This window comes from Bradyrhizobium sp. URHC0002 (genome assembly GCF_054059515.1).
This window is the reverse complement of the sequence record NZ_JBSSCF010000001.1, coordinates 1698700-1711412: the sequence shown is the minus strand read 5'-3', so window position 1 is coordinate 1711412 and position 12713 is coordinate 1698700. Positions and strand designations below refer to the sequence as shown.

At 62.7% G+C, this 12713-nt stretch carries 11 protein-coding genes; 8 read left to right on the top strand and 3 right to left on the bottom strand.

Annotated features, from left to right (window positions below):
- Positions 1-12 precede the first annotated feature (12 nt).
- Genes ACVWVY_RS08120 through ccoS form a run of 3 tightly spaced genes read left to right on the top strand, consistent with a single transcriptional unit; the run spans position 13 to position 3267 of the window.
- Entirely contained in the window at positions 13-804 is a 792-nt protein-coding gene (locus ACVWVY_RS08120) for a DUF2189 domain-containing protein (protein WP_456625880.1), read from the top strand.
- Between the two features lie 25 nt (positions 805-829).
- On the top strand, positions 830-3103 hold the full coding sequence (locus ACVWVY_RS08115; RefSeq protein ID WP_456625879.1) for a heavy metal translocating P-type ATPase: 2274 nt from the start codon (positions 830-832) through the stop codon (positions 3101-3103).
- A complete protein-coding gene (ccoS, locus tag ACVWVY_RS08110) occupies positions 3100-3267 on the top strand; it encodes a cbb3-type cytochrome oxidase assembly protein CcoS (RefSeq protein WP_456625878.1) in 168 nt (55 codons plus the stop codon). The genes ACVWVY_RS08115 and ccoS overlap by 4 nt, the downstream gene beginning before the upstream one ends.
- 76 nt (positions 3268-3343) lie before the next feature.
- Here ccoS and ACVWVY_RS08105 read toward each other — a convergent pair whose 3' ends face one another.
- The gene (locus ACVWVY_RS08105) at positions 3344-4213 is read right to left on the bottom strand and encodes a tetratricopeptide repeat protein (RefSeq protein WP_456625877.1); all 870 of its coding nucleotides are present in this window, start codon (positions 4211-4213) and stop codon (positions 3344-3346) included.
- Positions 4214-4332: 119 nt separating this feature from the next.
- Positions 4333-4989: a FecR family protein gene (locus ACVWVY_RS08100; protein WP_456625876.1), complete on the bottom strand. Its 657-nt coding sequence runs from the start codon at positions 4987-4989 to the stop codon at positions 4333-4335.
- A 481-nt stretch (positions 4990-5470) separates the two neighbouring features.
- On the opposite strand from ACVWVY_RS08100, the gene ACVWVY_RS08095 reads away from it, so the two are divergent.
- Complete coding sequence (locus ACVWVY_RS08095) at positions 5471-7852, top strand: VCBS domain-containing protein (protein WP_456625875.1); 2382 nt, start codon at positions 5471-5473, stop codon at positions 7850-7852.
- Positions 7853-7900: 48 nt separating this feature from the next.
- On the opposite strand, the gene ACVWVY_RS08090 is transcribed toward ACVWVY_RS08095, so the two are convergent.
- Entirely contained in the window at positions 7901-8863 is a 963-nt protein-coding gene (locus ACVWVY_RS08090) for a Bug family tripartite tricarboxylate transporter substrate binding protein (protein WP_456625874.1), read from the bottom strand.
- Positions 8864-9111: 248 nt separating this feature from the next.
- Between ACVWVY_RS08090 and ACVWVY_RS08085 the strand changes: the two genes are divergently transcribed.
- From ACVWVY_RS08085 to ACVWVY_RS08070, 4 genes are all read left to right on the top strand, one after another.
- Entirely contained in the window at positions 9112-10029 is a 918-nt protein-coding gene (locus ACVWVY_RS08085; protein WP_456625873.1) for a 2-dehydro-3-deoxygalactonokinase, read from the top strand.
- Positions 10026-10664: a 2-dehydro-3-deoxy-6-phosphogalactonate aldolase gene (locus tag ACVWVY_RS08080; protein ID WP_456625872.1), complete on the top strand. Its 639-nt coding sequence runs from the start codon at positions 10026-10028 to the stop codon at positions 10662-10664. The genes ACVWVY_RS08085 and ACVWVY_RS08080 overlap by 4 nt, the downstream gene beginning before the upstream one ends.
- Positions 10665-10780: 116 nt before the next feature.
- Positions 10781-11692: a PaaI family thioesterase gene (locus tag ACVWVY_RS08075; RefSeq protein ID WP_456625871.1), complete on the top strand. Its 912-nt coding sequence runs from the start codon at positions 10781-10783 to the stop codon at positions 11690-11692.
- A 314-nt stretch (positions 11693-12006) separates the two neighbouring features.
- The gene (locus ACVWVY_RS08070) at positions 12007-12684 is read left to right on the top strand and encodes a nitroreductase (protein ID WP_456625870.1); all 678 of its coding nucleotides are present in this window, start codon (positions 12007-12009) and stop codon (positions 12682-12684) included.
- Positions 12685-12713 lie beyond the last annotated feature (29 nt).

Below are 12713 nucleotides of genomic sequence, written 5' to 3'. Positions count from 1 at the left end.
GGGAGATCAATGATGACGCCGATACCGGCCGTTGTTCCACCTCTGCCGCGCGCGCGGACCTGGAAGCGAAACGTCGCTCCCGCAGCCGCTTTCGACTGGCTCTCGGCCGGCTGGCGCGACTTCACCATCGATCCGGCAGCCAGCATCAGTTACGGGCTCCTGGTGTTTCTGGTCTCCGTCGTCACCACCGTCGGCCTATTCGCGCTTCGCCTCGACTACATCCTGCTCCCGGCGTTTGCCGGTTTCATGGTCGTTGGTCCGATAATCGGAATCGGACTGTACGAAAAAAGCCGACGCATTGCAGAAGGTAGATCGGTCAGCCTGTGGCAGATGGTCTTCGTCAGGCCAGAGTCTGGTGGCCAGGTTCTGTTCGCAGGCGTGCTGCTCTTTCTGCTGACGCTGTTGTGGATGCGCGCCGCTGTCATCCTGTATGCCCTGTTTTTTGGCCTGCGGCCTTTTCCTGGTCTCGACCGCATCATTCCCATGCTGTTCACGACTGAGGTCGGCTGGGCGATGTTGCTGATCGGCAGCGCCGTCGGGGGCCTGTTTGCGGCGTTTGCATTCGCCATCAGTGCCTTCTCCATTCCGATGCTGCTAACCGAGCGCACGGACGCTTTGACCGCCATGGGCACCAGCATGGCGCTGGTCTGGAACAATCTACCCGTCATGTTGACCTGGGCGGCCATCATGCTTGTGCTGATTGTTATCGGCATCGCGACCGGACTGCTGGGAATGATCGTTATTTTTCCGGTGCTGGGGCACGGAAGCTGGCACGCGTACCGGACGATGCGGCCTCAAGTTTGACACGCGGCACCTGGAGTTGTTGCCGATGGCTTGTTGCGGTTCGGAAGCTGAATTGGTAGCGCTGCCGCTGGATGCGCGCGCAGCCGATGAGGAAGTGCTGCTTGCCAGCCCCATCGTCGCCGATGGTGTACGCCAAACCGACTTGTCCGTGCCCGCGATCCACTGCGGAACATGTATTCGGACGATCGAGAAGGCGCTCGGCGGGCTGGCCGGCGTGGAAAGCGCCCGCGTCAATCTTTCGACCAGGCGTGTAACCGTCCGGTGGCAAGCCGACGGGCCTCCGCCGCCACTGATCGAGACCCTCGAACAGGCTGGCTTCCAGGCGCATCTGTTCGATTTCGAGCCCGACAGCAAGGATGATGCACGATCGGAACTTGTCCGCGCGCTCGCTGTCGCAGGCTTCGCTGCGAGCAACATCATGCTGCTTTCAGTGTCGGTCTGGGCGGGCGCCGAAGCCGACACCCGTAATCTGTTTCATTGGCTGTCGGCAATCATCGCCCTTCCCGCGCTGGCATATTCCGGCCGGATATTCTTCCGGTCGGCCTGGCAGGCCGTGAGGCACGGACGCACCAATATGGATGTGCCGATCTCCCTTGGCGTGTTGCTGGCCTTCGGCATGAGTTCCTATGAGACGGTGGTACATGGCCCGCACGCCTATTTCGACGCGGCCATCTCCCTGCTGTTCATTTTGCTGGTGGGACGCACGCTCGACCACATGGTGCGCGAACGCGCCCGGCTAGCAGTAAAAGGGCTGGCGCGGCTTACTGCGCGTGGCGCGTTCGTACTGCAGGAGGACGGTACGCAGCTTTATCTCCCGACGAACGTGATTCGGCCCGGGATGACGATTTTGCTGGCGGCCGGCGACCGCGTGCCCGTCGATGCGACCGTGACCAGGGGCATATCGGAAATGGACGTTTCGCTGGTGTCGGGAGAGCACGCGCCGGTCCCGGTGGCCGCCGGCTCGGTCCTGCGGGCGGGAACGCTAAATCTGATGGGACCTCTGACCATTACCGCGACCGCGACATCAGGCGATTCGTTCCTCGGTGAGATGGTACGGATGATGGAAGCCGCCGAGCAAGGACGCTCCGGCTACCGACGCATTGCCGACCGCGCCGCGAGCCTCTATGCGCCGGCGGTCCACCTGACGGCATTCATCACGTTTGTCGGCTGGCTTGTCGCAACCGCCGATGTGCATCATGCGATCACAGTCGCTATTGCCGTGCTGATCATCACTTGCCCTTGCGCGCTCGGTCTCGCGGTGCCGATGGTTCAGGTGGTCGCGGCCCGCAGGCTGTTCGAGGCCGGCATCATGGTGAAGGACGGCGGCGCGCTTGAGCGCCTCGCCGAAGCCGACACGGTCGTGTTCGACAAGACCGGAACGCTGACGGTCGGCATCCCACGCATGGTCGAGTCGTGTGACGCAAACCGCGAGACAACCGCGATCGCGGTTGGATTGGCTGCGCATTCGCGCCACCCTTATTCGCGTGCGCTGGTCGAGGCCGGCGCCGGCCTTCCCGCACCTCATATCGCGTTCGATGAGATCTCCGAGCGTCCTGGATACGGACTTCAGGCGCGTTCGGGAGCCGCAGTCTACCGGCTGGGCCGGCCGAACTGGGCGCTCGCCGGTGCGGTGGAAGCAGGCTCAGGCAACGAAACCATCGTGCTCGCAAAGAACGGCAGCCACCTGTCGGATTTTCGCTTCGAGGACCGACTCCGGGCGGACGCGGCAGCGGCGGTCGCCGAGCTGAAGGATATGGGATTTCGGGTTCAGGTGATTTCCGGCGATCGCGAAAAGGCGGTACGGCCGATCGCAGCGGAGCTCGACGTTCCCTATCTTGCTGCCGCGTTGCCCGGCGACAAGACCACGCACATTGCAGCGCTCGAAGCTTCCGGCCGCAAGGTTTTGATGGTCGGCGACGGATTGAACGACGCGCCGGCGCTGGCAGCAGCGCATGCATCGATGGCGCCGGCTTCAGCGGCAGACGTCGGACGTAACGCCGCCGATATGGTTTTCCTGCATGAGAGCCTGGCGGCGGTGCCTCTGGCGATCTCTATCGTACGAAGCGCCGGCCGGCTCGTTCGCCAGAACCTTGCCCTTGCGACCGCATACAATGTCGTTGCCGTGCCGATCGCAATCCTTGGCTATGTGACGCCGCTGGTTGCGGCAGTGGCGATGTCCGGATCGTCCATTCTGGTCGTCGCAAACGCGCTTCGCCTCGAGAGCCGGCGAAGAACGGCGCCAAACGCTGCCGGCGTTGCGCATCTTCCGACCAAGGCCGTGATGGAGGCTGCCGAATGAAGGACTATTTTTACCTGATACCGATCGCGCTCGGGCTCGGCCTCGCCGCCCTCGCGGCATTCATGTGGTCGCTCAAGACCGGGCAATATGACGATCTGGAAGGCGCGGCGGTGCGAATTCTGGAGGAAGAAGACGTTCCGATCCGAACGAAGTCCGAGCGGTGACGTCTCGACCGTTGGCCGAATGCCGCATCACTTGCTGCTTGTTCAAACGGCTCTTCTTCGCGGCAAACCTGGCTGACTAGTTGATGCCGCGCACGCCATAGCGCGTGAAGTCGTCATCGATTCCGGCCTGAATCGATTTTGCCGCGGAGATATCGGCATCGCTGCCAGCGATGTCGCCGTTCCTGCGCCTGGCAAGCCCGCGCCCATAGAGCGCGCTCGCCAGCTTCGGATCTACCCGCAGCGCCGAACTGAAATCATCGATCGCCGCGTCGGCTTGTCCCATCTTCAGGCGGACCAGTCCACGCGAGTCATAGGTGGCGGCGTCGTCCGGCCACGACTGAAGCACTTTGTTGCAATCCTCGAGCGCCGCTTGCAACGAGCCGAGGATGGCCCGGGTCCAGCAGCGCCCGCTCCACGCGGCTTGCAGATCGGGCTCAAGGCGAACGGCCTCGTCGTAGTCCCGCGCCGCGCGATCGTACTCGTTCTTTTTCAGGTAGACTTCGGCGCGGTTGACGAAAGCCCTGCCGTAGTTCGCATTGAGCCTGATCGCCTGATCGAGAGATTTGAGGGCGAGGTCGTATTCGCCTTTCTGCAGGTATGCCGCGCCGCGGTTGTTGAAGGGCTTGGCGTTAGTTGAGTCGAGCTTGATCGATTGGTCGAAATCCGGAATGGCGCGGTCAAAGTCTCCCTTTGCCGTATGCGCATTGCCACGATTATTGTAGGCAATGGCAAGCGCCGTCGTCGTGCCTTGACCGGAATCGATGAGCGCCGTGCAACCATTGATCCGGGCTGCAAGCGACGGCCGATCCGAGCCGTTGCACAGCGCGGTGTTGCCGAGATAGTCACTCTTCTTGGGGGTCTGCGCGGCAGCCGGTGAGCCGAGCAGCAGCAAGGCGAAAGCAGGCGCTACGCCGTACATGATGCGCCAGCTCGCACTCAATTCCATATCCGGCTTTCCGATGTTGGAACCAGCGAATGGGCGGCCGCCCATTTGAACGCGGCGCGCCCGGACCTGGTTGATCGACAAATTTCTTGCACTGCGAACGGCTTGCGCCGGGAACGAGCCTAGCACCCCCGACAGATGTTCAGATTCGACTTGGGATAAGGCTTCAGGGCGGGTTGTTGCACCGCCGGTCCCCCCGGCTTTCTCACGACGCTGCTCTTACCCTCTTCAATGAGCGTAGAAAATCTGACCGTCCCGTCATCCGAAATTTCGACGCGTGGCGTGGTGCCTCGAATGCCCATGGTCGCGACCGGGGTGTCGACTTTCATATCGCCGGTCTTCGCGACCTTGCCCGCGACAAAGGTGAAGGTTCCCTTGGTCAGATTGAACAAGGACGCATTGGACGTACTATTTGGATCGTACACGAACTCGTCCAAAACCATGCGCGCGTTGTTCGACAGATTGAAGGAACTGCCATCGGTGAAGTTGATACCGACCTTACCGTCGGCGCCGGTTGCAACGGCATCGCCCTGATAGACGAGATCACCTACCTTGGCCTGACCAGCCTGACCTCCGGTACTCGCCTGAACGACCGCCGCACCCGCGCGTTCGAGCGTGACCGAACCCGTGGCGACAACAACTCTTCCAATCGGTTTTGATGCGACATCCTGAACTGCGGGCCTGGCGATATCGCGTTGCGCGTGGGCCGGTCCGGCAAAAAGCCCGCCGGCCGTCAGAACTAGACCTGTTACCAATGCGGCAATCGTTTGCGTGCGCATGATCCCCCCCTTTCCCGAGAAGATCTTGTTCGAGAAACCGCTCACGGGCTCTTTGAACCATCGGCCGCGGCGACATTAGACACGATGTGGGGGGAAGGCATCATCTACCATCCGCTCAAAAGGATTACATCTTTTGAGCCTAAAGCCTAACGCCCATGGATTGGGGTAGTTTGGAGGTGTTGGCGGCCAGCCCTCGGCTGGCAGCGATAGGACATTTTGACCTCATGGGCTGGATAAAGCCGGACCGCGAAAAATCGCGCGAAAATCGCATGAGATAATGGCAGGCAGGGTTGGAGCCATGCTCGTCGGGTTCCACGCCGAGACTGGGGATGAACGTGAGGCCGCTGCGGCCCCGCTTCCCCAAGTTGTCGGCAACGTTCAGGCCGCGGCCGGTTCCGGCCCCCTCAGGCGTGCGACCTGCACTGCCGCTCAAGTCACACTCGACGATCACCGAAGCCGGGCTCATGCCGGCAGGTTCGGCATGCTGTGGCTCACGGCACTCACCTTCTTGCTTGGGAAGGAGGTTCAGGCCGCCGACCCGAACGTCACACTCCTGGACGACGGCAGCATCACGTACAAGGATCTCGCGCACGGCGCATTCGAGCTGGTCACCAAGGAGGTGATCCCTCGACACTTCCTCGTCGAGGATCCCGGACAGACCGTCGTCCTGCGTTCGCAGGGGTCCTCGGTCAGCGTGAGTCAGACCACAAACTCTCCCGCGCGAATGGCCGAATTGCAGGCGGCCCAGCAGGATGCGCTCGCCACCTTCGAGAAAGGACTGGGCTCAACCGGATCGAGCACACCACCTTCACTCGAAACGCTACCCGTGGAACCGATCAATTTCATTCAGATTGATAATGCTCCCCCAGAGCAGAGTTTGCCTGCGCTGCCGGGGTCGATCCTCGCCGCGGTCCCGGAGACCGTTTTCGGAAAGGTGCCGCCTCCACCGCCAACGCCGCCGACGCTGAATGCGATAGCCGGGCCGACTGAAATCGACACCACGGTCTTTGACGTCTTCACTGCGACAAGCGGCACTTTTATTGCCAGCAGCCCCAACAGCGCCACGCTGACCTTCAGCATCAGCGGGGGAACCGCCGGCAGCACCGTCATCGATGGCCAAACCTACGATGTGTCAAAGGCTGGTCCCTACGGCACGCTTTACGTCGATAGCACGACCGGCTCCTACACGTTCGTTCCGAATAATGACGCAATCAATGCGCTCGTTGCGCCGACCACCACGAACTTCACGATCACCGTATCCGACGGGACGCTCTCGGCCAATCAACCCTTTACGATCGCCATCAACGGCACCAACGACGCGGCCGTCATCTCCGGGGCCACCAGTGGCACGGCGATCGAGGCCGGCAGCGCCGCCAACACCGCGCTGCAGGCGCTGAGCGCCACTGGGACGCTCACCAGCACCGACGTCGATGACGCGCCCAATAAGTTTGCGGCGGTCAGCACGCCGGCCGCGAGCGCCCAGGGCTTCGGCACCTTCACGATGACGGCGGACGGCGTATGGGTCTACACGGTCAACGATGCCAACAGCGCGGTGCAGGCACTCAATGTCGGCGACAAGCTGACCGATTCCTTCACGGTGCACAGCATCGACGGCACCCCACAGGTGGTGACAATTGTCATCAACGGCAGCAACGATGCGGCCGTCATTTTCGGCGCCACCACCGGCTCGGTGACCGAGGACGGTGGCACCAAGTGCGACCCGCCGACCGCGACCGGTACGCTCACCGCTACCGACGTCGACAACGCGCCCGGCTTTACGGCGGTCAATTGCCCGACGGCCAGCGATGCCGGCTATGGCACCTTCACGATGACGGTGGATGGCGTCTGGACCTACAAGCTCGACAACGCCAATTGCGCGGTGCAGGCGCTCAACGTCGGCGATACGCTGACCGACTGCTTCAAGGTGACCACCATCGACGGCACCGCGCAGCTGGTGACGGTTACCATCAACGGCACCAACGACGCCGCCATCATTTGCGGAACCAAGCACGGGTCGGTCATCGAGGCTGGCGGCGCGGACAATTCCATATCTTGTAAACCAACCGCGACCGGCACGCTCACCGACACTGACGTCGACAACACTCCCAACACCTTTACGGCGATCGATACGCCGAAGGCGAGCACGGACGGCTATGGCACCTTCACCATGACGACGGATGGCGTCTGGACCTACACGCTCGATAACACCAACTGCAAAGTGCAGGCTCTTAACGTCTGCGACACGCTGACCGACTGCTTTACGGTGACCACCATCGACGGCACCCCGCAGGTGGTGACGATCACCATCAACGGCGCCAACGATGCCGCCATCATTTGCGGCCCCGCGACCGGCTCGGTAACCGAAGCTGGCGCTTGCACATACGGCACGCCGATCGCAACCGGCACGCTCACCGACACCGACGTCGACAACACGCCCAATACGTTCACGGCGGTATGCGCGCCGAAGGCGAGCGATGCCGGCTATGGCACCTTCACGATGACGGCGGATGGCGTCTGGACCTACAAGCTCGACAACGCCAATTGCGCGGTGCAGGCCCTCAACGACTGCGACACGCTGACCGACTGCTTCAAGGTGACCACCATCGACGGCACCGCCCAGGTCGTGACAATCACCATCAACGGCGCCGACGACACGTTCCACTTCAAGGACAAGATGTCCGACGTAAAAGCTCCTGACGTCATCGACCTTGCACAGGACATCCCGGCGTCGACCAGTTCTGCCCAAAGCGCTGCAGCAGCCAGTGCACCGCCAGCGATTACAGAGACAGCCCAGACGATCGAGCTGCCTGCACAATGGCATCACTCGTCCGCCAGTCACGCGTCGCACGATCTGATGGTGTGACGGAGCTGCGCCGGTTCCAGCGCAGCCGTCCACGCCACACGAGACGCCCTACTTCGCTTCGCTCGCCTTGATCCCAGAGCTTTCAATGAGCTTGGCCACGCGTGGCAGGTCGGCGACGAACAGGCTGGCATGCGCCTCAGGCGTCAACTCCTTGTCAGGGAATGGCAAGGTTCCGAGCTGCTTCAGCTTCTCCACGAGCTCTGGCTCGGACAGCGCCGCGCGGAGCGCAGAATTCAGCGTAGCGATGGTTTCCCTGGGTGTGCCCTTCGCCACGTAGAGCCCATGCCACATCGAGTAGCTCACCTCGGGCATGCCAAGCTCGGCGGTGGTCGGTACATCCTTCAACTGTTCAAGACGTTGCGGCGACGTAATGGCGATGCCATGAAGCGTTCCAGCCTGAATCTGCGGCAGCGCGTTGGTCACCTGATCCCACAGAAGATCGATCTGCCCCGCCAGCAGATCGCCGATGGCGGGGGCTGATCCGCGATAAGCCACGACCGTCGGTTTGAAGCCGAGCACATTGCCCATCATCACGGCGCACAAATGACTGTTGGTCCCGAGACCGCCATGCGCGAAGTTCGCCTTGTCGCCCTGCGCCTTGATCCAGGCGACATGGTCCTTCGGTCCCTCGCCGGGGATCGACTTGCGGCCAATCAGGACCATCGGCGCGTTATTGACGAGGCCCACCGGCTCGAACGCCGTTTTGGTATCATACCGCAGGTTGGTGAACAGGCTGGGCGCTGCGAGCAGCGCGACGTGATTGATCAGGATTGTCGAACCGTCAGGCGCCGATCGGGCAACACGATCATTGGCCAGCGTGCTGCCGCCGCCGACCACGTTCTCGATGATGACGGCCTGCCCGAGCGTGCGCGACATCCGCTCGCCAATGAGGCGAGCGACGGTATCCGTGCCGCCGCCGGCCGCAAAGGGCACCACCAGCGTCATGGTCTTGGGGTTCGATTGCGCGTGGGCCTGCGGCGCAAGCGCCGCAATCAGGAGACCAAGGCCCATGAGGGCGCTTCTAGAGGGAAGATTGATCACGGTGGCGTCCTCCAAAGTCTTTGTTTTTTGTTATGCCGCATTGTTGCGGACGTGCGCTCGTTGGCGACGCCACGCCGCGGAAGACAGCGGGGCACCGCATGACTTCGGATCATGCTGATTGCGCTTGCGCAAATCAATTACAAAGCGAGCGTAGCCCGCCGGTAGACCGGCGTGATACCATGCCCTCGAGGCGCGGATAGCATCGGGACGAACTTGAAATGAGCGAGGCTGCATATGTCGCGGTCGATTGGGGTACGAGCAGTTTTCGGCTTTGGCTTGTCGACCGGGCCGGCAACGTCCTGGGGGAACGGCGCAGCCACGAAGGCATGATGGCGGCGGGCAAACTCGGCTTCGCAACCGTGCTGCAATCGCATCTGGAAGCCGTCGACGCCGCGCCCGGGCTGCCCGTTATCGTCTGCGGCATGGCCGGCGCGCGGCAGGGGTGGGTTGAAGCCGGATATGTCGACACGCCGGCGCGGCTCGCATCGATCCCAGAGCATGCCGTCCCGGTGCCGGGACAGGATCGCGACATTCGGATCCTTCCGGGAATCGCACAACGAGACCCCAAGGCGCCGGATGTCATGCGGGGCGAGGAAACCCAGTTGCTTGGTGCCTTGGGTGTCGACGGGGCTGACGATGCGGTCGTCTGCATGCCGGGTACCCATTCGAAGTGGGTCAGGGCAAATGGCGGGACCGTCGAACGCTTCGCCACGTTCATGACGGGAGAGCTGTTCGACGTCGTATCGCGAGAGACGATCCTGTCGCACGCGATGACCGGCGCCGATGAGGCGGACGATATCGACGCCTTCACGTCGGCGGTCATTGCCGCCTTTGAGAAGCCTGCGTTCGCCGCCAACCTGCTGTTCCAGGTGCGATCGGGTCAGCTCCTCTACGGCGGCAAGCCATCCGCGGCCCGCGAGAAAATATCCGGCACCCTGATTGGTCTCGAACTGGCGGCGGGGCTCGCCGCAGAAGTACCCAGCACCGGCATCACGTTGGTGGCGTCGGGGCGGCTCCAGATGCTTTACCAAATGGCGTTTGACACGGTGTCCGTTCCTGTCAGATCAATCGGTGCCGAGGATGCGGTCCGTCGCGGTCTTTCGATGGCCGCGAAATCGTTTTGGAGTGTTGAATGAGCGTTGTCCCTTTCCCCCCGATGAAGCGCCCGCTGGTCGCGATCCTGCGCGGCGTGCGGCCCGAGGAAGCGGCCGATATCGTCAGCGTGCTGATCGACAGCGGCATGACGGCAATCGAGATCCCGCTCAACTCGCCGGATCCGTTCCGCTCCATCGAGATCGCCGTCAAGAAGGCCCCCGCCGGGATCCTGGTTGGCGCCGGCACTGTCCTGACGCTGGAAGCCGTCGAGCGGCTCCATGACGTTGGCGGCCGGCTCCTGGTAACTCCCAACGTCGATCCGGAAATCATTGCCGGAGCCCGGGCCCGCGGCATGGTCACGATGCCCGGCGTCTTTACCCCGACGGAGGCCCTGCTTGCCGTCAAGGCGGGGGCCTCCAGCCTCAAATTCTTTCCGGCGAGCGTGCTTGGCGCCGCGGGCATCACCGCCATTCGCGCCGTTCTTCCCGCAGACCTGATGATCGCCGCCGTGGGTGGCGTCTCCGACCAGAACTTCGCGGACTACATCAGGGCCGGCATTCTCGCGTTCGGCCTCGGCAGCAGCCTCTACAAGCCCGGCATGACGGCGGCGGAAGTCGCTGTCCGCGCCAAGGCGACGATCGACGCCTACGACATGGCGATTCGAGAGGCGCGGTAGATCAGCGATATCGGATTGAGACTTTCAGCGACTGCACCTTGCCTGAGCCGGAACCGCTGAGGGCGGTCCGCACCGCCGCCTTTGCCGACGCCACGACGTTGGTCTAGAACGTCTGCATGACCAAATCATCGAATGCGCCCCTGCCGTTTGACCAGCTTGCCAAGGCCATCGAAGCGCGCCGTTCCGTCTATGGATATATCAGCGGACTTCGGCTCGATCGCGCCGCCCCTGGAGAGGCCTGGTCAAGCCTGCCCTACCGTCCCGTCTTCGTCGGTGACACCGAGACAGGCGTTCTTCACGGCGGTGTCGTCACCGCCATGCTCGACGAGAGCTGCGGCATGGCCGTCCAGCTCGCCCTCGACGGGACGCGATCGATTGCCACGCTGGATCTGCGCATCGACTACCAAAAGCCCGCGACACCGGGCCTCGACATCAAGGCGCATTCGTTCTGCTATCGCGTCACCCGCTCGATCGCCTTCGTGCGCTCCGCCGCCTACCAGGAATCCGAAGACGATCCGGTCGCTACCGCAACCGCCTGCTTCATGGTTGGCGCGAACCGGACCAACATGCTGACCGACGAGCGGATGCACAAGGGCGCGCCTCCGGCGCTCGAAGTCCCGGAGGATCCGACAAGCCCGTTTGCCAACAGCCCGTTCGCGCGCGCTCTCGGTATCCGCCTCGGCGAGGACGACACGCTTGTCATGCCTTTCTCGCCAAAGATCATCGGCAACCCGATGCTGCCCGCCATCCACGGCGGCATGACCGGCGCCTTTCTGGAAACGACCGCGATTGTGGGTGTGACGCGCGAACTCGGCGCACTGGCACCGCCCAAGCCGATCGGCCTGACCATCAATTACCTTCGCTCCGGCCGCGCGCTGGACAGCTACGCCAGGGTTTCGATCGTGAAGCAGGGCCGGCGCGTCGTGGCCTTCGAAGCGCAGGCATGGCAGGACGACCCGGCCAAACCCATCGCATCGGCGTTCGGCCATTTCATGCTGAGGAAGACGCCCGGCGCGGATGAGGAATAAGCTACACGCCTTCCGGACCGTGCCGTCGTACCGAGTCGCCGCGGCTCCCACCAAAAATATCGAAAACAACCCCATGCAAAGTAGCCGGCGACCGCCGCAACCAAAGGTTTGGACCGAAAAACTTGACACGTCGGGCAAATCAGCGGCACAGTTTCATGATCCCGGAATTTGCCAAACGACGGCGTGCGCAATATTGATGCGATCATGTTCTGCGTGGCCGGACCGTTGGGGACACGCCGCCGTCGCTTGCGCGAGGGTGCAGAAACCACGAAAATCCGGACTGTTTCAGCACCTATCATGGGAATCCTACACAGATGCAGTTTGATGACGTCATCCTCGGTCGCCGGAGTATCCGCGGTTACAAACCCGATCCGGTACCCAAGGCGCTGATTGCCGAAATCATTGGTTTGGCGATGCGCGCCCCGTCGTCGATGAACACCCAGCCCTGGAATTTCTACGTCATTTCAGGCGAACCGCTGAACCGGATCCGTGCCGGCAATACCGAACGAAACGTGGCGGGCATCCCGCATTCGCGCGAATTCCGCACCGGCCAGCCCTTTGCCGGCAAGCACCGCGACCGGCAGGTCGGCGTCGCCAAGCAATTATTCTCCGCGATGGGGATCGAGCGCGATAACAAAGACAAGCGCCAGGACTGGGTGCTGCGCGGCTTCCGTCAATTCGACGCGCCCGTCTGCGTGATCATCACCTATGACCGCGTGCTTGATGGCAGCGACGACACGCCCTTCGACTGCGGCGCCGTGGCGACCGCGCTGGTCAATGCCGCCTGGTCTCGCGGGCTGGGCGCCGTGATTAACAGCCAGGGCATCATGCAATCCCCCGTGGTGCGCGAGCACGCAGGCATCGCCGACGATCAGGTCATCATGAAAAGCATCGCGCTGGGCTGGCCGGATGAGACGTTTCCGGCGAATGCGGTGGTGTCGGAAAGGAAGTCGGTGGAGGAAGCGACGGTGTTCGTCGGGTTCGAGAAATAGCGGCGCGCGGTACCGCAGTGATCCGCACC